The organism is Carboxylicivirga longa, from assembly GCF_050589825.1.
Lineage (GTDB): Bacteria > Bacteroidota > Bacteroidia > Bacteroidales > Marinilabiliaceae > Carboxylicivirga > Carboxylicivirga longa.
Genome location: NZ_JBNGOZ010000001.1, coordinates 359,202 through 385,648 on the forward strand (window position 1 = coordinate 359,202; position 26,447 = coordinate 385,648).

20 protein-coding genes are annotated in these 26,447 nt (G+C 41.8%); all 20 read left to right on the plus strand.

Annotation, left to right across the window (positions count from 1 at the left end; genetic code table 11):
- The first annotated feature begins 151 nt into the window (after window positions 1-151).
- Window positions 152-2,470 carry a glycoside hydrolase family 3 N-terminal domain-containing protein gene (locus ACRD7A_RS01385; RefSeq protein WP_430809548.1) on the plus strand — a complete coding sequence of 773 codons (2,319 nt, stop codon included), beginning with the start codon at window positions 152-154 and terminating at the stop codon, window positions 2,468-2,470.
- A gap of 6 nt (window positions 2,471-2,476) precedes the next feature.
- A complete protein-coding gene (locus ACRD7A_RS01390; protein WP_430809549.1) occupies window positions 2,477-4,165 on the plus strand; it encodes a glycoside hydrolase family 9 protein in 1,689 nt (562 codons plus the stop codon).
- 10 nt (window positions 4,166-4,175) lie between these two features.
- A complete protein-coding gene (locus tag ACRD7A_RS01395; RefSeq protein ID WP_430809550.1) occupies window positions 4,176-5,783 on the plus strand; it encodes a sulfatase family protein in 1,608 nt (535 codons plus the stop codon).
- Window positions 5,784-5,804: 21 nt separating this feature from the next.
- Window positions 5,805-7,211 carry an MFS transporter gene (locus ACRD7A_RS01400; protein ID WP_430809551.1) on the plus strand — a complete coding sequence of 469 codons (1,407 nt, stop codon included), beginning with the start codon at window positions 5,805-5,807 and terminating at the stop codon, window positions 7,209-7,211.
- Between the two features lie 122 nt (window positions 7,212-7,333).
- Window positions 7,334-9,766, plus strand: a complete 2,433-nt coding sequence (locus tag ACRD7A_RS01405; protein ID WP_430809552.1) for a glycoside hydrolase family 94 protein — start codon at window positions 7,334-7,336, stop codon at window positions 9,764-9,766.
- Window positions 9,767-9,785: 19 nt separating this feature from the next.
- The gene (locus ACRD7A_RS01410) at window positions 9,786-11,783 is read left to right on the plus strand and encodes a sulfatase (protein WP_430809553.1); all 1,998 of its coding nucleotides are present in this window, start codon (window positions 9,786-9,788) and stop codon (window positions 11,781-11,783) included.
- A 10-nt stretch (window positions 11,784-11,793) separates the two neighbouring features.
- Window positions 11,794-13,296: a sulfatase family protein gene (locus ACRD7A_RS01415; RefSeq protein WP_430809554.1), complete on the plus strand. Its 1,503-nt coding sequence runs from the start codon at window positions 11,794-11,796 to the stop codon at window positions 13,294-13,296.
- A gap of 165 nt (window positions 13,297-13,461) precedes the next feature.
- Window positions 13,462-14,913: a sulfatase gene (locus ACRD7A_RS01420; RefSeq protein WP_430809555.1), complete on the plus strand. Its 1,452-nt coding sequence runs from the start codon at window positions 13,462-13,464 to the stop codon at window positions 14,911-14,913.
- 160 nt (window positions 14,914-15,073) lie between these two features.
- The gene (locus tag ACRD7A_RS01425) at window positions 15,074-15,247 is read left to right on the plus strand and encodes a transposase (protein WP_430809556.1); all 174 of its coding nucleotides are present in this window, start codon (window positions 15,074-15,076) and stop codon (window positions 15,245-15,247) included.
- Window positions 15,248-15,627: 380 nt separating this feature from the next.
- Window positions 15,628-16,227 carry an RteC domain-containing protein gene (locus ACRD7A_RS01430; RefSeq protein WP_430809557.1) on the plus strand — a complete coding sequence of 200 codons (600 nt, stop codon included), beginning with the start codon at window positions 15,628-15,630 and terminating at the stop codon, window positions 16,225-16,227.
- A gap of 84 nt (window positions 16,228-16,311) precedes the next feature.
- Entirely contained in the window at window positions 16,312-16,668 is a 357-nt protein-coding gene (locus ACRD7A_RS01435) for a helix-turn-helix domain-containing protein (RefSeq protein ID WP_430809558.1), read from the plus strand.
- Window positions 16,669-16,700: 32 nt separating this feature from the next.
- Entirely contained in the window at window positions 16,701-17,012 is a 312-nt protein-coding gene (locus ACRD7A_RS01440; protein WP_430809559.1) for a DUF4406 domain-containing protein, read from the plus strand.
- A 67-nt stretch (window positions 17,013-17,079) separates the two neighbouring features.
- Window positions 17,080-17,622: a phage antirepressor N-terminal domain-containing protein gene (locus ACRD7A_RS01445; RefSeq protein ID WP_430809560.1), complete on the plus strand. Its 543-nt coding sequence runs from the start codon at window positions 17,080-17,082 to the stop codon at window positions 17,620-17,622.
- A gap of 13 nt (window positions 17,623-17,635) precedes the next feature.
- The gene (dnaG, locus tag ACRD7A_RS01450; RefSeq protein WP_430809561.1) at window positions 17,636-20,755 is read left to right on the plus strand and encodes a DNA primase; all 3,120 of its coding nucleotides are present in this window, start codon (window positions 17,636-17,638) and stop codon (window positions 20,753-20,755) included.
- A 54-nt stretch (window positions 20,756-20,809) separates the two neighbouring features.
- On the plus strand, window positions 20,810-21,847 hold the full coding sequence (locus ACRD7A_RS01455) for a PDDEXK nuclease domain-containing protein (RefSeq protein ID WP_430809562.1): 1,038 nt from the start codon (window positions 20,810-20,812) through the stop codon (window positions 21,845-21,847).
- Window positions 21,848-22,034: 187 nt separating this feature from the next.
- Entirely contained in the window at window positions 22,035-22,274 is a 240-nt protein-coding gene (locus tag ACRD7A_RS01460; RefSeq protein ID WP_430809563.1) for a helix-turn-helix transcriptional regulator, read from the plus strand.
- 687 nt (window positions 22,275-22,961) lie between these two features.
- Window positions 22,962-23,195 carry a DUF4248 domain-containing protein gene (locus tag ACRD7A_RS01465; protein WP_430809564.1) on the plus strand — a complete coding sequence of 78 codons (234 nt, stop codon included), beginning with the start codon at window positions 22,962-22,964 and terminating at the stop codon, window positions 23,193-23,195.
- A gap of 104 nt (window positions 23,196-23,299) precedes the next feature.
- On the plus strand, window positions 23,300-23,719 hold the full coding sequence (locus tag ACRD7A_RS01470) for a very short patch repair endonuclease (RefSeq protein WP_430809565.1): 420 nt from the start codon (window positions 23,300-23,302) through the stop codon (window positions 23,717-23,719).
- A gap of 3 nt (window positions 23,720-23,722) precedes the next feature.
- Window positions 23,723-24,982 carry a DNA cytosine methyltransferase gene (locus tag ACRD7A_RS01475; RefSeq protein ID WP_430809566.1) on the plus strand — a complete coding sequence of 420 codons (1,260 nt, stop codon included), beginning with the start codon at window positions 23,723-23,725 and terminating at the stop codon, window positions 24,980-24,982.
- Window positions 24,966-26,447 carry an ATP-binding protein gene (locus tag ACRD7A_RS01480; protein ID WP_430809567.1) on the plus strand — a complete coding sequence of 494 codons (1,482 nt, stop codon included), beginning with the start codon at window positions 24,966-24,968 and terminating at the stop codon, window positions 26,445-26,447. The genes ACRD7A_RS01475 and ACRD7A_RS01480 overlap by 17 nt, the downstream gene beginning before the upstream one ends.

Genomic DNA, 26,447 nt, shown 5'->3' on the forward strand with positions numbered 1-26,447 from the left:
TGTCCAAAAGCATTAGTATTTCTCGCAAAAGTGCGCAAAGAAGGAATATAGTGAAGAAAGCAAAGTGATCGCGAAATGCTTAGCGATCCTTGCGTGAAGGTTTGTATTTGGACACCCTCAATTGTAACATTCACCTGTCAAAATAAGAAAGATGATTAAATTGAAATATATAGGAATCTACTTGCTTGTGATTTTTATGTTTGGTTGGGGCTGTCAGCCTTCAACTGAAGATACACGGGTTTATCAGGATGCCTCAGTGCCGGTTCAGCAAAGGGTTGACGACCTTTTAAGCCGCATGACACTGGAAGAGAAAGTGGCGCAGATGTGTCAGTATGTAGGCCTGGATCACATGCGTCAGGCAGAGCAAAACCTGACCAAGGAACAAATGGAGAAAAGCGATGCACAAGGCTTTTACCCCGACCTGCATTCCAGTGATGTGGAAAGACTGGTTGAACAAGGTTTGATAGGTTCATTTCTGCATGTTGTGGACGTAAAGGAGGCGAATTACCTGCAACGCCTGGCGCAAAAGAGCCGTTTGCAAATTCCTCTGTTGATTGGTATTGATGCCATCCACGGCACGGCATTGGTTAATGGGGCCACCGTTTATCCTACGCCCATCGGACTGGCCAGTACCTGGGATACGGCACTGGTAAAAAAGATGTCGGTTGAAACGGCCAAAGAGATGCGGGCCACCGGTGCGGCCTGGACTTTTACGCCTAACGTGGATGTGGCACGCGAAGCCCGTTGGGGGCGCGTGGGCGAAACCTTCGGCGAAGACCCTGTGCTGGTGTCTGAAATGAGTGTGGCCATGATCGAAGGCTTACAACACACCAACCATCCCGATAGTTTTAACGTGATTGCTTGCGCCAAGCATCTGATTGCCGGCAGTGAGTCGGTGAACGGGCTTAATGGTGCACCTACCGATTTATCAGAACGCATCATCCGCGAAATTTTTCTGCCGCCCTACAAAGCCGCCGTTGATGCCGGTGTGTTTTCGGTGATGACGGCTCATAATGAGTTAAACGGTATTGCCTGTCATGCCGATAAGTGGATGATGACGGACGTGCTGCGGGACGAATTAGGCTTTGATGGTTTTATCGTGAGCGACTGGATGGATATTGAACGTCTGGCCACCCGTCATTTTGTGGCCGAAAACCAAACGGAGGCCTGTTTTCAAACCATCGAGGCCGGAATGGATATGCATATGCACGGACCCGATTTTTTAAAGCCGGTGATGCAACTGGTAGAGCAGGGTCGTCTTACCGAAGAGCGGATCAACGAAAGTGTACGCCGTTTGCTGGAAGCTAAATTTCGTTTGGGCTTATTCGAAAATCCATTTGCCGATGAAGAAAAAGTGGCTGATATCTTATTTAATACGGAGCATCAGAAAACAGCCCTTGAAGCCGCTCAAAAATCAATTGTTCTGTTGAAGAATGATGACTTACTGCCGCTTAAAAAGGGACAGTATAAAAAGATATTCGTTACCGGACCCAACGCGCACAACGAAACTATTTTAGGTGATTGGGCCTGGAAGCAACCTGTAGATAATACCATTACTGTGCTTGAAGGCTTAAAGCAGGCCGATCAAGCGGCCCGTTTCGATTATCTGCCCGTGGGCGATAACCCCAAAGATGTCACTAAAGCACATGTGCGTGAAGCACAAGCACGTGCTAAAATGGCCGATCTGGCCATCGTGGTGGTGGGTGAAAACTCTTACCGCTGGGAGTGGGATAAAAAAACTTGTGGCGAAAACTCGGCCCGTGCTGACATTAGCCTGGGCGGATTGCAGCAGGAGCTGGTGGAGTCTATTTATGCCTCAGGCACACCAACCATTGTGATTTTGGTGAATGGCCGTCCGCTGGCTACCGAATGGATCGATAATCATATACCGGCCATCGTCGAAGCTTGGGAACCAGGAAGTTTTGGTGGACAGGCCGTGGCTGAGGTGATTTATGGCGATGTCAATCCATCGGGTAAACTGCCGATTACCATTCCGCGTAGCGTGGGACATCAGTTATCGGTTTATAACCACAAGCCATCGCATTATTTTCATAAGTATGTCGATACCAAGTCAACACCATTATATCCCTTTGGACACGGGTTAAGTTATTCCACATTCGTGTATCAAAACCTGAGTATTTCCAAAGAGACCATCCGTCCGGATGAAAATTTGCTTGCACAGGTTGAAGTGAGCAATACATCGGCTATCGATGGCGAGGAAATCGTACAGCTTTACGTGAACGATAAATATTGCCGGATTACACGTCCGGTTAAAGAACTGAAAGGGTATAAGCGGATACACCTTAAGGCCGGTGAAACAAAGCGGGTGAGCTTTACCATTACACCGCAGATGCTACAGTATCTGGATGCCAACTTTCAACCCACCATTGATGCAGGCGAGTTCAGTGTCATGGTTGGAGGCTCATCGGCCAATACGCAATTGTTAACAATACCTTTTAATGTTAAGTAGTTGTCAATGAAATTTATAGCTTTATTAATTATACTGTCCATGGGTGCACTGAGAGGTGCTCCCATGCTTAAGGCGCAAGGCGCTAATCAGTACGCTTATCAGCCACAGTCGGTTAAACGGATTTTTATGGCCAAGGCCTATGCCGGTCAATCGTTTCAATTAATGTCTGCCGATGGCAAGATTGTTTACAGCGGACAGCTCAGCCAATCGCAAAAATGGCCACAGTCCGGTACTGAAGTATGTTATGCCGATTTAAGCGGGTTTACTTCGGCCGGTCAATACGAATTAGTGGTGGATGGCCATAAGGCCCATGTGCCTGTCACCATTAAGGGTGATAGTTATAAAACCCTGGGACAGGCGCTGGTGAAGTCGTATTACATGGCACGCGTATCTGAGCCAATCAAAGAGGAGTATGCTGGTGTTTATGCCCGTCCGCTTGGTCATGCCGACACAAAAGTGAAAATACATGCCTCAGCCGCTTCTGCAGCGCGTCCTGAAGGAACCATTATTTCATCGCCGGGTGGCTGGTACGATGCAGGTGATTACGGCAAGTACATTGTTAACTCGGGTATCACCACTTATTCTTTACTTCATTTATGTGAGTTGTTTCCCCAATACAGTGCCGCCATCGCCTTGAATATTCCCGAAAGTGGCAATGGCGCTTCGGATGTACTCAACGAAGCCATTATCAACCTGAAATGGATGTTGACCATGCAAGATCCAAACGATGGGGGTGTGTATCATAAATTAACGAGCAAACGATTCTGTGGCATGGTTATGCCTCATAACGATCCGCTTGAACGTTACGTGGTGATGAAAACAACGGCCGCCACGCTCGATTTTGCAGCTACCATGGCCAAAGCCTACCGCGTCATCAAACCGTTTGAAAAGCAATATCCGGGTTTGGCTGATCAGTGTTTGAAAGCGGCCAATGAAGCCTGGTTGTGGTGCGAAAAAAATCCGGCCATCCTCTATCAGCAGCCGGACGATATCAGTACAGGAGAGTATAAAGACAAGGATATCAGTGATGAGTGGTTTTGGGCCGCTGCCGAAATGTATCTGGCAACCGGATTAAACAAGTACAAGGGCCACATGAATAGTAAGGAGCAGGATTTTATTGTGCCACAGTGGGGTAATGTCAATGTGCTAGGTTTATACAGCTTGCAACAAGCGGATCAGTTACCAAAAGCCGGTGAGAAAGCCCTACTTAAAATGGCGGATCGCTTGTATAAAGCCTACGATAATTCGGCTTATCGTATTTCTATCACAAAGTTCCCATGGGGGAGTAACAGCGAGTTAAGTAATCAGGGTATTTTGTTGATGCATGCCTATTTGCTTACCAAGGATGCAAAGTATTTAGCCGCATCGGATGCCTGTGTGAGCTATTTGCTTGGCGCCAATGCTTTGGGAAGGAGTTTTGTTACCGGCTTTGGCCATAATCCGCCCATGAATGTGCATGATCGTCGTTGCTCTGCCGATGCCATTGCTGATCCTATTCCGGGATTGTTGGCAGGTGGGCCATCGCGTCAGGCACCGCACGATTGCGGTGTTGAGGCTTATCCCTCAACTTTTCCTGCAATGAGCTATGTTGATTTGGAGTGCAGCTTTTCAACCAACGAAATTGCCATTAACTGGAATGCAGCTGCCAGTTTACTGGTTTTAGGCCTGGATGCCATTTATGTTTCAGAAAATTAAAATTATCCGTATGCAGATAAATAAAATTATCATAGGCCTGCTTTTGGTCGCTTGTTCCCTGCCGGTATTTTCGCAGGCAAAAAGCGATAAGCGCCCTAATATCGTGTTTTTCATAGCGGATGACATGACGCGCGATATGTTTAACTTCCTGCCGGAGAGTAAGGGGCGGAACCTAACGCCTAACCTGGATAAGCTGGTGGAGGAAGGGACCGTAATGATGGGGCAGCACGTGGCCGCCACGGTTTGTACACCCAGTCGTTTTAACGTGCTGACCGGCACCTACGCCAGCCGTGCCAACAACCCCCAGGTATTACAGCAGCTGAAGAAAAATGATGGTCAACGTGTGGTGGAGTGGAATACACACATCATGCCCGGAGATGCCAACCTGGCAAGTTTAATGAAAGCAGCCGGTTATAAAACGGGGGCCGTTGGTAAAAACCATGTGTACGAAGTGGAAGATTATGTGAAGATTCCGATTACCGCCGATGCCTCTGATAAAAAAGTGATGAAGCAGCAACGTGCTAACTACAAGGCTACACAGGCAGCTTATCAAGCTTGTGGTTTTGATTTTGCCGAGGGAATCTATTACGAGAACCCGGATTTTAACGGGCCCTGGGATTTGGCCGTTCACAACCTGGATTGGTCTACCGAGGCAGCCCTGGGATTTATTAAAGACTCCGGTGACGAACCTTTCTTTTTATATTTTGCCACTACCTTACCGCACGGACCACTGGAGGCTGAAAGAGCCTGGAATGCCGACCGGACCATTACACCCATCGGTAAGTTGGATAAAGCACCGGATGTGTTGCCGCATCAATCAACCATCCCAAAACGATTGAAGGCTGCCGGCCAGGAAGTGAATGATCGTAAAGCCAATTTATTATGGATGGATGATGCCTTGGGCGCTCTTGTTCAGAGTCTAAAAGATAAAGGTGTTTACGACAATACCATTATTTTCTTCTTCAACGATCATGGTCAGTATGCCAAGGGAACGGTTTACCAGGGCGCTACCGGTAATCCGAGTATCGTATGGAAGAAAGGCGGGTTCGAAGCCGGATCGAGTACGGATGCTTTGGTGTCGAACGTGGATTTCACCCCTACGATTCTGGATTTGGTTGGACAAAAATACAATGAAAAGGAGTTTGACGGTCGTAGTTTTGCCAGTGTGTTGGAAGGTAAAGAAGCCCGTGAACGTGGTTCTTTGTATTTCGAGATCGGTTATTCGCGAGGCGTCCGTAAGGGAAAGTATAAATACCTGGCCTTGCGTTATCCGCAGTGGGTTAAAAACCTGACAGCAGAGGAGCGTCAACAAATTTTGGATGATTATAACAAAAAGCTCAAAACACGGGGGAAAGCACCTAATAATACCGATCCGTCAAAGCCATTCGGGCATGTGCAGATCATACCCGGAGGTGGCGATGCCGAGTTCCCATCCACACAGCGATATCCGCATTATGCCGATGCCGATCAGTTGTACGATCTGGAGAAGGATCCTAACGAGAAGGTGAATCTCTATCATCATCCCGATTACCAGGACATCGTGAAAGAGATGCGTGCAGAACTTAAAAAGCACATCCAGTCTATTCCAGGCAGTTTTGGTGAGTTTAAAACAAAATAAGGATCTCAGTATTTCAAAATTATGGCTTCAGATAAAATTAAATTAAAAGAAAAAATTGGCTATGCTCTGGGCGATACCTCAGCTAATATTGCCTGGCGCGCCATCACCTCTTTTCTACTGGTTTTTTATACCGATGTATTCGGTATTTCGGCAGTGGCCGCCGGTGTATTGCTCCTGATTACGCGTTTGTCCGACGGGGTTACCGATGTAATCATGGGTATGATTGCCGACCGTACCAACACCAAGCATGGTAAGTTTCGACCCTGGATACTCTGGTCGGCTGTGCCTTTTGGTATTTTGTTAGTGCTGACCTTTTCAACGCCCGGCTTTGGTCCTACGGGTAAACTTATTTATGCCTACGTAACTTACATATTATTAACCCTGGTATATACCGCCAATAACGTGCCTTATTCGGCCTTAATGGGTGTGATGACAGCCGATCAGAAAGAACGCACGTCGCTTTCTTCTTTTCGTTTCGCGGGTGCTTACTTCGGTGGCATCATTGCGCAGGGTTTATTGATTTACCTGGTTTTGTTTTTGGGTGGTGGCGATGAAAGTAAAGGTTATCAGTACTCCATGTACGTGTTGGCCGGTTTGTTAGTGGTCTTCCTGTTGGTAACGTTTTTCACCACGCGCGAGCGTGTGCCGGCACCAAAGAATCAGCAATCATCAGTATGGCACGACCTATCCGATTTAATTAAAAATAAGCCCTGGCTTATTCTGCTGGTCGTAGGTTTTCTATTCGTAACTTTTAATTCCATCAAGCAGGGAATTACTGTTATCTATTTCAAGCGCTTTGTTGGGAATGAACTACTGGCGGCCTCTTACATGGTGGTGTTGCTGGTTGTTTCCATGGTTGCGGCTTTGGTAACAACGCCTCTGGCAAATTATTTCGGGAAGAAACGTTTATTTATCTATGTGATGCTGTTTTCGGGTATCACCACCGGGCTTATTCACCTGGCCGGGCCGCAGGATACAGTCCTGGTATTTGTGTTGGGTTCGCTGGCCGAATTCGGAGCGGGTATCATGCCGGTGTTGTTCTTTGCAATGCTGGGCGATTCAGCCGATTACTCGGAATGGAAACATAACCGTCGGGCCACAGGATTGATCTATTCGGCTGGTACCTTTGCCATGAAATTTGGTGGCGGTGTGGCCGGTGCCATCATCGGTTTTGTATTGGGTGGATATGGTTATGATGGTATGAACGAGCAAACCATTCCGGCAGCTCTTCCGGGTATAAAACTATTAATGAGTTGGATTCCTTCCATTTTCATGGTGCTGTCTGTTGTGGCGATGATTGCTTACCCGCTTTCTTCGGCCAAGATGAAAGACATTGAAAAGGATCTTTCAGTGAATAGAGAGCAGGAGGGTGAGGCACCCATTAAGGTGACCGAAGGCACAGGCGAAGTGAGTGCCCTAACTGTGTAGTTGATTAGTAATACGATTTATAAAAAGGACAATGAAACGAGCCATTCGAGCGTCTTTCTTAAATAGGGGAATGAGTGTATTGGCGAGTTCCATGTGGCAATTAAAAAACAAATTATAGACACATGAAGTACGGATATTTTGACGATATAAACAGGGAGTATGTAATAACGAACCCTGAAACACCATGGCCATGGATTAATTATTTAGGTAACGAGGATTTCTTTTCGTTGATTTCAAATACGGCAGGCGGGTATAGCTTTTATAAAGATGCCAAATTCCGTCGCCTGACCCGTTACCGCTATAACAACGTGCCGATGGACAATGGCGGTCGTTATTTTTACATTAAGGATGGCGATACAGTATGGTCGCCGGGTTGGAAACCGGTTAAAACGCCTTTGGATAGCTATGAGTGCCGCCATGGTATGAGCTACACGAAAATCATCGGTTCAAAAAATGGCGTGAAAGCGGAGAATCTTTTTTTTGTGCCTTTGAAAACCTGGGCCGAAGTGCAAAAGGTGAAGCTGACGAACGAGAGTAGTGAGGTTAAGAAACTGAAATTATTCTCATTCATGGAGTGGTGCCTTTGGAATGCCGAGGACGATCAGAACAACTTGCAGCGTAACCTGTCCACCGGTGAGGTAGAGATTGACGGTTCAACCATTTATCACAAAACAGAATACAAAGAGCGCCGCAATCATTATGCCTTTTACCATGTCAATGCCCCTATTCAGGGTTTCGATACCGATCGGGAGACTTTTGTAGGATTGTACAACGAATTTTCAGGCCCTAAAGCCGTGTTGGAAGGACAGCCCGGTAATTCAGAGGCACACGGTTGGTCGCCCATCGCATCGCATTACCTGGAGGTGGAGTTGCAACCGGGTGAGAGTAAAGAATTCGTGTTTGTACTGGGTTACATCGAAAATCCTGAAGACCAGAAGTGGGAGAGTAAAGGCGTGATTAACAAAGTGCCTGCCAAGGCCGTTATCGAGAAGTTTGATACGGTAGAAAATGTGGAGAGCGCACTAAATGATTTAGCCGACTACTGGAATAAGCTGCTGAATGTTTATCAGCTCGAAAGTGGCGATGATAAGCTCAACCGCATGGTAAACATATGGAACCAATACCAGTGTATGGTTACCTTCAACATGTCGCGCTCGGCGTCTTTCTTCGAAGTAGGTATTGGCCGTGGAATGGGCTTCCGCGATTCTAATCAGGATTTGATTGGTTTTGTGCATCAAATACCGGAACGCGCCAAAGAGCGCATCATCGATATTGCCTCCACGCAGTTTGAGAATGGCGGAGCTTATCATCAATATCAGCCATTAACCAAGCGTGGGAACGATGCCATCGGTGGTAATTTTAACGACGACCCGCTTTGGTTGATCTTATCAACCACGGCTTACATCAAGGAAACAGGTGATTTTTCCATCTTGGAGGAGCAGGTACCTTTCGATAATGATGAGCAAAAGGCCCAAAGCTTGTTTGAACACCTGAAGCGTTCGCTCTATTTTACCGTTAATAATAAGGGTCCTCATGGCTTGCCATTGATTGGCCGTGCCGATTGGAATGACTGTCTGAACCTCAATTGTTTCTCAACCAATCCCAATGAATCATTCCAAACCACCGGAAATAAAGAAGGTGGTCAGGCCGAATCGCTTATGATTGCCGGATTGTTTGTGGTATATGGTCGCGATTTTATTCAGTTGTGCCAGCAGATCGGAAAGAGTGAAGAAGCCGCTGAGGCCCAAAAACAAGTGGATGCCATGGTGGAAGCCATCAAAACACATGGCTGGGATGGAGAATGGTTCTTGCGTGCCTACGATTATTACGGTAATAAAGTAGGAAGCGAAATCAATGAAGAAGGTAAGATTTTTATCGAGTCGCAGGGCTGGTGTACCATGGCAGGAATTGGCAAAGAAGAGGGCCTATGTGAGAAGGCTTTGGATGCCGTGAAGGAGCGCCTGGATTGTGAATATGGCATAGTGCTTAACAACCCGGCCTTCACTAAGTATGTGATTGAGTACGGCGAGATATCTACTTATCCGAAAGGATACAAGGAAAATGCCGGTATCTTCTGTCATAACAACCCGTGGATTATGATTGGTGAAACGGAAATAGGTCGTGGTGAGCGTGCTTGGGAATATTACCAGAAGATTTGTCCGTCGTACCTGGAAGAGATTAGCGAACTGCATAAGACCGAACCGTATGTGTATTCGCAAATGATTGCCGGTAAGGATGCCTACAAGCCCGGTGAGGCCAAAAATTCGTGGTTAACCGGAACGGCTGCCTGGAATTTTTATGCTATTTCGCAGTATATCTTAGGCATTAAACCCGATTACAACGGCTTGTGTATCGATCCATGTCTCCCTCAGTCATTAGGTGAATACACGGTTAAGCGTGTGTTCCGTGGTGTTAACTACGAAATCACGGTTAAATCAGGTCCTAAAGGCAAAGGGGTGAAGACCATGACCATCGATGGCGAAGTGGTTGCGGGTAATATCATTCCTGTTGGAACGCCCGGCGAAACCAAGCGGGTAGTGGTAGAATTATTTTAAGTTTCTAAAAGAATAAGTTATGAGCTTTAAATTCAAAAATTTAGTATTGGCTTTAATGGCTGTTTGCAGTTTGTCTGTAAAGGCACAGGAAAAGACCAATGTATTATTCATAGCCGTAGATGATCTTAAGCCCCTCTTAGGGGCTTATGGTCATGATCAACTTCAAACTCCTCATATCGATGCCCTGGCCAAAGAAGGGGTGGTGTTTACTAATGCCCATTGTCAGCAGGCCGTTTGCGGGCCATCGCGTGCAAGTATTTTTACGGGTATGCGCCCGGATTATACGGGTGTAAGGGATTTGAAGACACGCATGCGCGATGTGAATCCGGATATCCTGTCCATGCCCCAGTATTTCCGTCAAAACGGATATGCCACGGTGGCAGTGGGTAAGATTTACGATCCGCGTTGTGTGGATAAGCAATATGATGGCCCCTCGTGGAGCATCCCGTATAGCGAAAGCGCAAAATATACTTACCCCGAAGCTTATGGCGAGCCGGGCCTGTCGTATTATGCGTTGAAGGAAAACCAGTTGAGAGTTAGAGAACTGGAACAGGAGGCGGCCGAAAAAGGCATCAAAAATGTACATAAGTATGTATCCGATCGCTTTAAGCCATCGACCGAATGTGCCGATGTGCCCGACGAAGCCTATATGGATGGTCAGATTGCCAACAACGGTATTCGCTACATGAATGAATTGGCCAAAGCCGATGAGCCATTTTTTCTGGCTGTGGGTTTTAAACGGCCTCACCTGCCGTTTGCAGCCCCTAAAAAATACTGGGATCTGTACAACAGGGAAGATATACAGGTGGCAACTTATCGCGAGGCGGTTAAAAATGGGGTCGACATCGCCTATCATAAATCGGGCGAGTTATACTCCTACACCGATATACCGCCGCTGACTTCGTTCTCTGATATTTTCACCGATAACCTGCCCGATGAAAAGCAGAAAGAGCTGATACATGCCTATTATGCCAGCATCTCTTTCGTGGATGCACAGGTGGGTAAGCTGATGGCTAACCTGAAGGCCAAAGGACTGGATAAGAATACAGTTATTGTGCTGTGGGGCGATCATGGCTGGCACTTAGGCGATCATTCGCTGTGGTGTAAGCACACTAATTTCGAGCAGGCAACACGCGTGCCTTTGATCATCAAAAAGCCCGATGGAGCCAGTGGCGCTAATGCGCATCCGGTGGAAGCATTGGATGTGTTTCCAACACTTTGCGAGGCAACAGGTTTGCCAATCCCTTCGCAATTACAGGGTAATAGCCTGATGCCGGTTTTTACCAAGGCAAAAGCGAAAGTAAAAGAGTATGCTATTTCGCAGTTCGGACGAGGCAAAACACAGGGTTACTCTTTGCGTACCGGGCGTTACCGTTTGACCCTTTGGATGAAAGACGACTGGCATACCGACCAGCCTCTTAATAAGCGCTTGATTGTGGCCGGAGAACTGTACGATTATCAAAATGATCCGCTTGAAACAGAAAATTATTATCAGCATGCGGATTATAAAAAGATCAAAGCTGAACTGATGCAGCTCTTTGAAGCTTTTGCAAACAAGCAAAATCAAGAAATTAGTAGTCTTCGAGAAGGAAATATTTCTGATGCTGTAACGAAAGCATCAGATTTGTCCTTCAAGCCGGAGTTGACGAAAAACTGGAAAGCAGTTGTGCGTAAAGGGGCCGAGGCCAATTTTCAGCTTGAGGGAAAGAAGCTGTTGGTAGATGTGAAAAAACCGGGTGCAAAACCATGGGATCTGGCATTGGTATACAATGGTCAGCTGGAGTTAAAGGAAGGTCAGACCATCGTGTTCACTTTTGATTATGCCGGGCCGGAGCTAAAAATAGGAATGGGCCCCGTGAACGAAAAAAGAGTGGCCAGGGTAGTTAAGGCATCCCAAAAGTTAAAGCTGCGGACTGCTGAAATGGAGATAACAGCCAACGGTGCCTGGCCCATGAAAATGCTATTCTTGGAAACAGGCCATTACGAAATAGGAGAGATAACAGTTAGCCTTCGATAAATTCTGACACATGAAATATTCTATATTATTTAGTTTAGTTTTACTTGCGCTATTGAGCGCGTGTTCAACAACTCAAAATAGCGATACGGACGAAATATCCATCGAACGGGTGGCAGGAGCCAAGCAACGCAACGTCATCTTTATCCTTACGGACGATCACCGTTACGATTACATGGGCTTCACCGGTAAGGTACCCTGGCTCGAAACACCGCAGATGGATCAGCTGGCCAGTGAAGGAGCCTATATGAAAAACGCCTTTGTGACAACCTCTTTGTGCTCACCCAGCCGCGCCAGTATTTTAACGGGTCAGTATTCGCACGTGCATACCATCGTGGATAACGTGGCGCCCGATCCAGGTAACCTGGTTTATTTCCCACAGTATCTGCAAAAGGCAGGCTACCAAACCAGTTTCTTTGGTAAATGGCACATGGGCGATGAGCACGATGACCCGCGTCCCGGCTTCGACCATTGGGAAAGCTTTAAAGGTCAGGGCGAGTATTATGCTCCTAACCTGAATATTAATGGAGAGCGTGTACAGTACGATTCAACGACTTATATTACCGATTTATTAACCGAGCATGCTATTGACTGGTTGGATAAGCGGGATGAAGAAAAGCCATTTTTTATGTACTTATCGCATAAAGCCGTCCATGCCTTGTTTAAGCCGGCCAAACGTCACGATGGCGTGTACGATGGTAAAAAAATTGAACGACCGTCTACTTACACCCAAACGATTGGTGATGAGTATAAGGATTTGAAATGGCCCGAGTGGGTGAAACAACAGCGTCATAGCTGGCATGGTGTGGATTACATGTACCACGATCAGAACGGGACTTTCGATCAGAACCTGCAGAAGTATTGCGAAACACTGCTTGGTGTGGATGAAAGCATCGGCTCTGTGATGGCCTGGTTGAAGGAAAATGGCCTGGATGAGTCCACCATGGTGATTTACATGGGTGATAACGGCTTTAGCTGGGGCGAGCATGGCCTGATTGACAAGCGTCATTTTTACGAAGAATCGGTTAAAGTACCCATGCTGATCCGTTGTCCCGAGATATTTAAAGGCGGTAAGAATATCGAACGCATGGTACAGAACGTGGATGTGGCACCAACGATTCTGGAATGTGCCGGGGTGAAGAAGCCGGATTACATGCCTGGTAAATCAATGGTTCAACTTTTAAAAGGCAACGAAGAAGGTTGGCGCACACGCGTGTATTACGAGTATTTCTGGGAATACGATTTCCCGATGACGCCAACCGTATTTGGTGTGCGTACCGATCGTTACAAATACATGCGTTATCAGGGTATCTGGGACCAGAATGAATTATACGACATCATTAACGATCCGGATGAAAAATACAACCTGATGGGCGACCCGGAACATGCCGATGTGGCCAAGCAACTGGCTTCCGACCTTTACGACTGGTTGGAGCAAACGCATGGAATGAATATTCCGTTAAAGCGCACCGTTAAAAATCCTTATGGCGATTATCGTCATCCAAAACAGTATTAATTGACAGGGGATGTACGAAATTTAAGTTTCACGCTAATATAGCCAACTATTACACAGAGGTCGCAAGTTATAGAATTTTGTTTTCAATACTTTGCGACCTTTGTGTTTGTCTGACTTCTCGAGTGATCTTTATGTTTTGGGGCATCCTCTTTTTTTTCTTTTGCAATGCAACTAAACAAATTATTAACAGGACTTGTGCTGGCGAGCGGATTATTATTCGCCTGCCACAAACCAATCGAGAAAAAGCAGCCAAACATTCTTTTCTTTCTCGTGGATGATATGGGTTGGGCCGATGTGGGTTACAATGGTTCCCAATTTTATGAAACACCTCATATTGATCAGTTAGCCGGCGAGGGAATGGTATTCAGTAACGCCTATGCCACGCATCCCCGCTGCGTACCTTCGCGTTATTCCATCATCACGGGTAAATATCCCGCCAGGGCACAAATGCCCGGTCCGGGCGAAGGTAAGCTGAATGTGCGCCCGGGTGATGAAGGGAAACTAAAGACGGATGAGCAAACCATCGCTTCAGCCTTGAAAGAGGCCGGTTATGCCACCTTCTTTGCCGGTAAATGGCACCTGGCTACCTCAGGTACAATGCCTCAGGATGTGGGCTTTGATGTGAATATTGCCGGTGGCCATGCTGGTTCTCCAATATCCTACTTTTATCCCTATAACGAGGGTCCTCAAAAGGGAAAAAAGGCACCCATCGAAGGCTTAGAAGATGGTGTGGAAGGCCAATACCTGACGGATCATTTAACGGATAAGACCATCGATTGGCTTAAGCAGCAACATAACGAGGAGCCCGATCAACCATTTTTTGCCTTTGTATCGCATTACGCCGTACATGAGCCTTTGCATGGTAAGCCCGAACACGTTGAAAAGTTCAGGAAAAAGCTCTCGACCATGACCTACGAAGGCGAGGCCTTTGTGGAAGAAGGTGCGGGCACGACGAAAATGCATCAGGATGACCCGGAATACGCAGCTCTGATCTATAGCATGGATGAGAGTCTGGGGCGCATCTTGAAAACCGTTGAAGAGATAGGCGAGGCCGACAATACGGTGGTCATCTTCTTTTCTGATAACGGCGGCTTGTCCAACCGTGGGTTTAATCCCCGACGAGTGGCCACATCCAACTATCCGCTGAGGGCAGGCAAAGGGCATCTCTACGAGGGAGGGGTTCGCGAGCCCATGATTGTTAAGTGGCCGGGTACGGTAGCGGCCGGTTCTGTATCCAAAGAGGTGGTGACTGGAACAGATTTCTTCCCATCTATACTCGATATGGCCGGTCAGCAGTTAAAGCCGCGGGCGCATCAGGATGGTGTGAGTTTTATGGCTGCACTGAGGCAACAGAATGCACCCACTAGCGAGCGGCCAATTTTCTGGCATTCGCCTGTCGATCGTCCGCATGCCACCGGTGATTCCAATTGTACAGCTGTTCGTAAAGGGCGTTACAAGCTCATTGAGTTTTACGATACCAATACCGTTGAGCTGTATGATTTGAGCAGCGATTTGGGCGAAACAAAGAATCTGGCCGCGGAACTTCCCGAAGTGCGCGATCAATTGCTCAAACTGATACATGACTGGCGACGCGAAGTGAATGCCTATGTAAAATAGAGAGGTGAAATATGCTCAGGATGGCAATAATGAATATCTGCCTGGAATACTTGTCTATGGGGATTCAATTAATTAGTTGCTGGTGCGAGCAGACAACTTCATCCTTTAAACAACTTCTGTATTTAAACGCCTGCTTGGTTAATTTCCTGGCGGGCTTTTTTTGTTAGAAATAAGTTTAGAGCATACATATTTAGATGAAAACTACTTCAATGGAAGAAGCACCAATGCGGCGGCTGAATCATTTAATGCTAAAATCAAAGACTTCAGAAGACAATTCAGAGGTGTTAAGGATGTCAACTTTTTCCTCTACCGTCTCTGCAAAATTTATGCTTAGACCCAGAATTTGCACCTGATCCCCGTTTGCGCATAAAAAAACCCTGTAAGTTTTGACTTACAGGGTTTTGCTTTAATTTGCTGTTTTGCTCAGCGGAGAGAGAGGTAAGAGAACCTCTCTTCGTATTTTGTTATATATCAATATCATAAGTACTTTAAAATTTTAACTGGCTACGTTTTAGTCACAAAAACCAACTACGCCATAAACCAGTCAAAACCTACAATATTTCAGGTTCTAATTTACACCTTTTAATTGAAAGTGCAATACGCTGTTTTTTGTTCCATAGTGTATTGTGAAAAATGCCTTGAAATTCAATCGTAATAAGTCGCTGTGTTTAGCCATAACGATGGCTTTTGTATTAATTAATAATTATCAAAAAAATGGAACAAAAGACAGAGCGATTTATTAAGAAGGTTGAAAATGCATTTGCATCAGGAACGGTTCGTATTAGCCAATTTGAAAACCTAACAAATGAATGGAAGCAGTTAATTTATTTTCAATGCTACCAGGATGATGATGCAAAACAGGTTCACCGCAGATTAAATCATCTAAAATTGACGGTACAATGGTATCAGAGACAGTTCAATACTCAACAAAACAAGAACTTATCTGACTTTTTTCAAATCATGATTCAATTCGTAAGTGTTGAGTTAGAGAGTCTTTCAATTTATACAGATGATAACAAAATGACAGTAGACACAAAAGAGACAATTGGTGATGAATTTAGTTGGACAGGTAAAAAACGTGACTTAATTGAGCTTGCGTGTTCTTTAAAGGAAGCCAATTGTATAAATAGTGGAAATGTTAGTTTACAGAAGTTAGTTGAGCTTTTTGAGTCTATTTTTGACATTGAACTAAAAAGTTTTAATTCAGAGCTTTCAAAAATGGCAGTTCGTAAACCTTTGAAAAACAATGTTCAAAGAGCTTATTTTTTAAATGAATTGGCAGGTAAGTTCAATGATAAAATGCTTAAAAAGTAATAAATCATACACCACTTGATACACAAGTAGGGTTCAAAAGTCTTTCCATGTTATCAACTTTGTTCCGAATTATAAAGTAAGGACATGAACGTAATAACAATTGAATCCGAAGCTTATAAAGCTCTTATAGACAAATTAGATTCCCTTTTTCAATTTATTAATTTGAATCAACAAGTGTTTAATCCAGATGAAGCGTGGGTTGACGGTGAAGACGTGTGTACGTACCTACGTATTAGCATACGGACTTTACAGAGGTTGCGCAAAAGTGGTAAAATCACTTATTCGACATTGGGCGGTAAAACCTATTATTCTATTGCGGAATTAAAGAAGCTGCTTGAAAGCCGAAAAGTACGCAGTGCTGTGGAGTCGGTAGATGAGCTTTGTGATGTTTATAAAGAACGCATCGATAGCCTACAGGGTAAGACAAAGTATGATTTATAAATGTATTGTATACCAGGAAATACGACAAAGTAATGATAGTTTACCTCTCCGGAATAAATAAGGAAACCGACATTAAGGAAATTCATGGGTTAAAAATCTATTTGTTGAATTTGGGTTGTACTGTTATCAGCCCGGAAGATAAAGAGCTTGATAAACTTAATTGGTCAGAGAATATCAGACTAAGGTTAAGCTTTATTCAAAGTAGTAGCACGATTTATATGCTACCCGACTGGAAAGAGAGCTTGATGGCACGAATTGAGTTGACAGCAGCGATGGATGATAAGATGCCTCTTTGTTTTTCACCAGAAGATATTAGAGGATTATTAACCACCCTTGACGGCTAATATGGTTTGGGCAGGGTTGAACAAGGGCAGCCCTGCCATTTTTTAGAAACATATCGAAGAAACAATTATGACAAAAAAGCAAAAGATAGTAGCAAAGATTAATAATGTAAGCATTATGCTGATTGATGGTGCAGATAAACTTGTACCAATAAAACCGATTTGCGAAGCGTTGGGTATTAATCACAGTAACCAGATAGTAAAAGTCCAAAAGGATGAAATATTGGGTTCAGTTGGAGTGCTCAGCACTACAACTGGAAGTGATGGAAAAAAGTACGAGATGTTTTGTTTGCCCTATATGTATGCTTTGGGCTGGCTTTTTACCATTAACCCAAAGAACGTCAAAGCAGAAGCCAAGGAAACCATTCTTAAATACAAAATGGAATGTTATACAGCTTTATTTAATCACTTTTCCGACCAATCGGAATTTCTGGAGCAAAAGCAAAAAGTACTGGAAAAACAAATGGAAGAAGTTGAACGCATTCGAAATGATTACACTAAAACAAAGAACCAGTTTAATGAAGCCAGAAAAGCGCTCAATGAAGTTAAGGAAATGACCTTTGAGGAATGGCAATTAAACAAACGACAATTGACTTTAGATTTTAAAAATTAAACTGGCAGCATACATGGATGCAAACAAGGTTATTGAGCAAATAAACGACCATATTCTAAGTGTTGTCGAAAATTTTATAGAGTTAAAACAAAGGGGCAGTAACTTTATGGGTTGCTGCCCTTTTCATAACGAAAAAACACCATCGTTGAGTGTAAACCCGGCAAAGGGTATTTTTAAATGTTTTGGCTGTGGCAAAGGTGGTAATGCCATTGAATTTATTAAAGAGCATGAAGGCGTTGATTTTAAAGAGGCAGTCGAGATTGGTGCGAAGAAGCTGAGAATGGACTTTCAATGGAAGCATAGTTCTAATTTTGATGAAATAAAGTATAAGCATGAAGAGAGTTTGAAAATAGCGTGTACCGTGATTGAGAAGTTCTTTCTGGAACAGGTCAGCCAAAAGGAAGCGCAACTGTACATTGAAGAACGCAAACTTGCTATTCCCAAAGAAAGTAGCTTTAACATCGGTTATGCTCCAAATGGGAATGCACTCCTGGCCCATGCAAGAAAAAGTGGCCTTAAAACTGAAATACTTGAGGAAATAGGAGTGCTAAAAAGCAATGATAAAGGTATCTATGATTTCTTCAGAAACAGATTGATATTTCCTATCTCTAATTCACGAGGGCAAACAATCGCTTTTGCAGGGCGAGACTTAAGTAAAGACCCCAAGATAAAATACCTAAATACACCGGAAAGCTGCATCTATACAAAAGGTAATGAGCTGTATGCCTTAAATGAAGGGAGGTTTGCCATTAAAAAGGAAGATAGGGCATATATCACAGAAGGTTATACCGATGTTTTAAGATTACATTCGATAGAGATTGTAAATTCGGTTGCTACAGGTGGAACTGCCCTGACCATAGCACAGGTTAAACTACTGAGACACTATACCAATAAGGTAACTTTAATCTTTGATGGAGATAAAGCAGGACAAAACGCCACAGATAGAAATGCTGAGATATTGATTAAAAACCAGTTCCATGTTTCGGTCATAGCCTTGCCCGATAAGCAAGACCCTGATTCGCTTTTTACCACCAAAGAACAATTTCTTCAGTATAATAACCAGCAAGCCGATTACATCGTTTATAAAACTTCACAGTATGCAGAAAGATTTGCTTCCGACCCGGTTAAAAAATCGGAGGCTATAAAACGAATCTCTATGCTAATTGCGAACTACGATAAGACAAAGCAAGAGGTTTATATTGACTTTGTGGCAGAACATATCAAGCCTAAGAAAGCATGGCAGGATGCCATTAAAGAGTTTATCAAAGATGAGCCAAAGCGAAGCCACCGTTATAATATCCCTGAACATGTTAGTCTGAATAAATTTGACCGTTGGGGTTTCTATGTGGAGAATAATTGCTACGTGTTCCGCAATAAGAAAGGCGATGACTTTGTTCATCATTCTAATTTTGTGATGACCCCACTCTTTCATATTGAAAGTCCAATTAATGCCAAACGCTTGTACGAAATCAAGAACCGTCACAATCTGGTTAAAATAATCGAACTTCCCCAACGTGATATGGTTAGCATTACAGCTTTCAAGCTCCAGATAGAATCATTAGGAAATTTTTTATGGACCGGAGGGGAAAGCGAATTGAATAAACTCAAAGCCTGGCTTTATGAAAAAACGAAAAGCTGCAAAGAGATAGTCCAGATGGGATGGCAACGAGAAGGCTTTTTTTGTTGGGGTAACGGTATTTTCAATGGCGATGAATTTATAAAAGCTGACAAGTATGGAATAGTCAAACACCAGGATAAGTATTTCTATATTCCTGCCTGTTCTGAAATTTATTCAGGTGACGATACTTTGTTTGAGTTTGAACGCCACTTTATCCATAATGAGGGCAATATTACCTTGTATGAATATGCAACAAAGTATTATGGTGTATTTGGGTTAAATGGTATTATAACCTTATCCTTTTACTTTGCCTGTTTGTTCATGGACATCATATCAAAGCGGTTTGATAAATTCCCAATCCTGAACATGTATGGTCAGAAGGGTTCAGGAAAGAATACATGTGCAGAAAGCATCTTGTACATGTTTGGCAGAAAAGGCAAAGTTCCCAATCTTCATAACTCCAGTAAGCCATCCATTGCCGACCATGTGGCTACAAGTTCCAATGCCGTTTGTGTTCTTGATGAATACCGTAATGATTTGGAAATGGAAAAGCGTGAGCTGCTCAAAGGGTTTTGGGATAAGACCGGGCGAACACGCATGAACATGGATAAGGACAAGAAAAAGGAAACCTCAAAAGTGAACCAGGGAATCATTGTCTGTGGGCAGCAAATAGCTACGGCTGATATTGCCTTATTTAGCCGATTCATTGCACTTGGATTCTCAAAAACAGTATTCTCATATGAGGAAAAGCGTTTGTTTGAAGAGCTGGAGCAAATTAACAAACAAGGATTGACACAAATAACCCATCAGTTATTAAAGCACAGGGAAACTTTTGCCCGAAACTATAACAAGACGGTTGATGCAGTTAGTGATAAGTTTAGGGAATTATTAGGAACAATAGCTGTTGAAACGAGAATTTACAACAATTGGTTAACTGTTGCATCTGCTTATGTAACCATTTCCAATATAGTGGAAATGCCATTTTTATATGAAGAAATCATGGAGTTGTTCGTGAAAATGATGATTGAACAAAACAAAGAAACAGCCAGAAATGATGATTTGGGTATCTTTTGGAAGACTGTTCAATATCTTATCAGCTCCAATGTTTTGTTTGAAGAAGGTGATTACCGTGTGGTTTATGCAGAAAAAATTGAGCGCACTTTTAAAGAAGATGGTAAGTGGCAAAAATCTGATATAGTATTCCAGGAACCGCTTAAGCTATTTTATCTATCCGTAAGCCGTGTGTTTGCTTTGTATAAGTCTCAGGCTTTGCGAGAAGGCGACAAGCCTCTGCCTGAAGCAACAGTGGAGTATTATTTGAAGAACAGCCCTGCATTTATCTGTGATACCAAGAAAGTCAGTTTTAAAAAGATGGATGCAAAATCGGGATACCAGGAGATAGATGAAAGGGGCAATAAAAAATACACCAGTACAACGGCTTTTGTGTTCTATCTCGATAAGCTGAACCTTAACCTTGATACAAAATCAGAGCCGATGCAAAGCTTCAATAATTAAGGAGGAATGAATATTACCGAAGAAATAGATTTATAATTTTTACTTTTGACTACTATGGATAAGTTAGATATTAACAATCGCCTGTTAACAGATGTAAAGCAGATAATTGAGCAAGGAAGACAGCAAGTTTCACAAGCCGTGAATGTTGGTATTACTGCTACGTACTGGAATGTAGGCAAACGGATAAAAGAAGATATACTTGAAAATAAGCGAGCTGATTACGGAAAACAAATTTTGCCAACACTGTCGGCAAAATTGGTAAATGAATACGGTAAAGGCTATTCTGCAAGGAATTTGAAAAGAATGATTGACTTTTATGGGGCTTTTCCTGATGCAGAAAATGTCTCCGCATTGTGGAGACAATTGAGTTGGTCACATTTTATTCATATAATATCACTAAAAGCTGATTTGGAACGTGAGTTTTATGCTCAGATGTGCCGTATTGAAAGTTGGAGTACCCGAACATTAAAGGATAAAATTGACTCAATGTTGTTTGAGCGTACGGCTATCAGTAAAAAGCCAGAAGAGCTTGCAAAGCTTGAACTTCAAGAGTTAAAAGAAAGTGACAAAATTTCTCCTGACTTGGTTTTTAAAGACCATTATGTGCTTGATTTCTTAAATCTGAAAGATACTTATGCAGAGAAAGACCTTGAAGCTGCTATACTTAAGGAGATAGAGAACTTCTTGATTGAGCTTGGAGCAGGTTTTACGTTTGTAGCTCGTCAAAAACGAATGATTATTGATAATATCGACCATAACCTCGACTTGTTGTTTTATCATCGAAAGCTGAAGCGTTTAATTGCCATTGAATTAAAGATTGGACGGTTTAAAGCAGCATATAAAGGGCAAATGGAATTGTATCTGCGTTATCTGGAAAAATACGACACCGAACCTCATGAGGAACAACCAATAGGTTTGATACTTTGTGCCGAAGGGAATCAGGAACAGGTTGAACTTTTGCAGTTGGATAAAACAAACATAAAAGTAGGCGAATACATAACGCAGTATTTGCCTAAAGAGCTTTTGGCTAAGAAACTACATCAGTTTACAATTACGGCTAAAAAGCATATTGAAAACAGGGATAGCGAATGAAGGTTTCAGATAAGATAATGAACAGCCCGGTATCAGTTTTGGTATCGGGTTTTTTGTTGAGTTATAGCAGGGAAAGGAAGTCTGTTTTATACCTTTCATGTTCATTATTATTAATTTAAAAATATGATTATGAATAAAAAAAAGTAATGAAAAGGTACTTAAGAACCTTGAAGAATTAAACAGGCAGATGTCGGAACTAATTCAGTTACAACGAAAAGCTATTACTGGTTATGATTACATTAATACTAAAGAATTAGCTGAGATGCTAGGCATTAGCATAAAGACTGTTTATGGCAGGGTGTATAACAGACAAATTCCCTACTATAAGCCTGGTGGAAAGACACTAATGTTTAAGCTATCAGAAATACAAGAATGGATTAAGGCTGGTCGTCATTCCACGATTGAAGAAATAAGAGAAAGAATTTAAAGTACATCATGTTTTTGTAATAACTGCCCGGTATCAATATAGGTATCGGGTTTTTTGTTGCCATTTTTTATGTGAGAGTGGAAAAAACAGAAACAAACAGCAATTTTTATTCAAAACATGAATTATTCTTACAAAACTGGTTACTTAGGTTACTTAGATTACTTAGAAAGATGTAAATAATAGAAAACAAGAGTGTTATATCTATTTACTTTATTCAATCAGGTTGCTTGGGGTTACTTAGAGTTACTTAGGATTTTGATATTTTCACCATTGGTTACTTAGTTACTTAGGAAATATTATTGTATCGAAAAATATAAACACTTGTAATTGTGATGGTTAATTCACCTAAGTAACCTAAGTAACTTAAGTAAGGGAAATGTAGGTTCTTTGCGTTAGTTTAATTCTTTTTGGCAGGATTGAAAAAGTTATCTTTACAACATTAGCCGTCAAGGGTATAATTGAACAAGTTATGCCCAAAATATCTCAATGTATTCTACAAGCAAGCCTCTTTCTGAGTCAATATTCAGTAAAGCTGTCTAAACATGGTCTGAATATATACTCAGGCTATCTAAATATTCAAAAAAGCTTAACAAAGCAGTCTCAGGCTATAAAAATATGGTCATTGGACTTGCTTTATCTTATGTTTTGCGACCTATCAGGCTTAATTCTTAACCAAAATCCAGCGTTATGACCATTCGTAGAACCATATTAAAACAAGAGTTGGTTAAGAAATTATACCCCGATAGCATTTCAGTAAAGTCAGCCATGCAGCAACTCAGGAATGAAATTGAAGTTTGTCCTGAGTTAAAACAACAGATTGAACAGGCAGGCCATACAAAACGGCATTACTACAACAAGCAACAGCTAATGTTAATTCTTGAACATTTTTGCATTACTCTTGACGAGTTTGACAAATTATAAATTGTAAGGTTATTTAAGTGAATTAATTCAATTGAAATTTCTTATAAAGAATGGTTATGTAGATCTTTACTTGCAAAAACTTAAAAAGAATTAGTTAGTTAATTATGAGTGACGTTCATGATAAAGAAACTAGGAGTTATAATATGTCAAAAATTAAGGGTAAAAATACAAAGCCTGAGATTCTTGTTAGAAAATTCTTGTATAGTAAGGGTTTTCGATATAGAGTAAATTATTCGGAATTACCTGGTAAACCTGATATTGTTTTGTCAAAATATAAAACGGTGATTTTCATTAACGGTTGTTTTTGGCATGGTCATGAGAATTGTAAGTACTTCGTTCTGCCTAAAACCAGAACAAAGTGGTGGTCGGATAAAATTAATGCAACCAGGAGTCGAGATTTAGATAAAACTAATGAGCTTCAGTTACTTGGGTGGAAAGTGAAAGTGATTTGGGAATGTGAACTAAAAACAGCAAACAGAAGCCAGGTTTTTAAAGATTTAATTGTATTTTTGATGAAAAAATAGTATATGAACTTTATTGATTTATTTTCTGGAGCAGGTGGATTGTCGGAAGGTTTTATTCGGGCAGGTTTTAGTCCAATAGCTCATGTGGAAATAGATAAGGCGGCCTGTAATACTATGATTACTAGAGCTGCTTACCATTATTTGAAAAAAAACAATAATTTCCAGACTTATATAGATTATCTACAAAATAAGATAACTCGAACAGAACTTTATTCTTTACTTCCTAAAGAAGAAAGGGAATCAGTCATAAATTTGCCAATTGGAGATGAAAATAATAAAATCATCTTCGATAAGATTGATTCTTTAAAAGGAGATAAAACTATTGATTTTATTATTGGAGGGCCTCCTTGTCAAGCGTATTCTATTGTTGGAAGATCCAGAGATGAAAATCGAATGAAAGGAGATTCCAGAAATTATTTATTTAAAGAATATGCCAAATTTCTTGAATATTATCAGCCAAAGTTTTTTGTTTTTGAAAATGTAATTGGTTTAAAATCAGCCAAAACAGAAGATGGAAAATCCTATCTTCAAATGATGTTGGATTTGTTTAAAGAAAAGGGGTATCATGCAGAATACAAAGTGTTGGAAGCCAAAGATTTTGGTGTTCTTCAAAACCGACGAAGAATTATCTTAATTGGTAAGAAAAACGGCGAAGAAGGTTTTTATCCTGAATTTGAGAAAACAGAAACCAAAGTAACTGTTTCGGAAATATTTAAGGATTTACCTCCACTACAAGCCGGAACTGGAGAGTATTATGAAACAAAATATGCCCCATATGATGGCAAGTATTTGTACGATAGTCACATCAAAAACGGTTTGGAATTTACAACTCAACATATTGCAAGGCCTCATACAGAACAAGATAAAGGTATTTACAGACTTGCAGTTGATAAATGGGAAGATGGTCAACAAAGATTGAATTATAATGATATACCAAAAGAATGGCAAACTCATAATAATAAAAAATCATTTGTTGACAGGTTTAAAGTAGTAGCTCAGGATTTACCATATTCTCAGACGGTTGTTGCTCATATCTGTAAGGATGGACACTATTATATACATCCTGATAAAACTCAAAATCGCTCATTAACACCAAGAGAAGCTGCAAGACTTCAAACTTTTCCAGATGATTTCTTTTTTGAAGGAGTATCAGAAAAACAAAGTAGAACTGCGGCTTATAAACAAATAGGCAATGCTGTACCTCCGCTTATGGCTGAAAAAATTGCCATTAAGTTAAAGGACATGTATGAACAAGCTAAGTGATTTTATTTCAGAAGAAACCCCTCCGAAGGCAAGTGCAATGATTAATACTTTCAGAGCATTTGGATACAATCTTCAAACAGCAATTGCAGATATTATTGACAATAGTATTTCTGCAAAATCATCGAATATTTGGGTTGACTATGAGTGGAGAGGTTCTGAATCATGGGTGTCAATTACTGATGACGGAACTGGTATGGATAAAGGTACATTAGTTTCGGCTATGACTCCTGGGAGTAAAGACCCGAATGAAGATAGGGAACTAAGTGACCTTGGAAGATTTGGTTTAGGATTAAAAACTTCATCTTTCTCTCAATGTAAAACATTAACAGTAGCTACCAAAAGAAAGGATTATTCAGTATTAAAGCGTTGTTGGGATTTAGATTTTGTAAATGATACTGGGAGATGGTCACTTCTAGATTATATTTCAAATGAAACTTACCTAGAGAAACTAAACGTATTGGATAATGGCACTGTGGTTTTATGGGAAAATCTTGACAGGTTGGTTGGAAATTCTCACATTGAAAATGAAGCTGCCAGAAAAGTGTTTCTTGAGGAATTTTTTGCGGTAGAGGAACACCTAAGTCTTGTCTTTCATAGGTACCTTGAAAAGAAAAAAGTTAAAATCTGGATAAATGGCTTGCAAATAAAACCATGGGATCCTTTCATGAAAGATTCCGAAGGAGGTCAATTAATATGTAATGAGTATTTAGATAATGATAGTGTCAATGTAAAATGCTATGTACTCCCCCATATATCGAAAATATCGAAAGATAAACTTGGTGATGCTAAAACTGAAAAGTGGTATGGGTTACAAGGATTTTATATCTATCGGAACGAGAGACTTTTACTATTTGGGGATTGGCTAGGATTATTTAATAAAAATGAGCATTACAAAAATGCAAGAATCCTAATTGATATTTCGAATAAGCTTGACCATGAATGGAAAATTGATATAAAAAAGGCTACGGCATCTCCATCTGTAAAGGTTAGAAAAGATTTAATTCGACTTGGAAAAATGACAAGATTGGCAGCAGGGAAAGTTTACCGATTCAGAGGAAACCAGATAATGCTTGATGATTCCATAAAGAGTTTTAGTTTTCAACCAATTTGGAAAGCTACCAAAAAGAGAGATGGCGCTTTTGACTATTACATTAACGAAGACCATCCTGTGTTAGAAAGAATAATGACAAAGGATGTTGTAGAAAGAAAAGATATCAGAACGATTTTAAAATTAATCGGAGAAACAACCCCTGTTGAGGCAATAATTCAAAATTACAGTGAAAACCCGGAAAGTGTTGAGAGAAGAAAGGAAGAAAAAGAATTGGAACAAGGTACAATTCAACTTGCCAGGTTAATGTTTGAATCATTAAAGAAATCAGGAGTTTCAAATGATATAGCTGTAAAACAAATTTTAAATATCGAACCTTTTAACGAATTTCCTCAAATTATAGAATACTTAAATTAA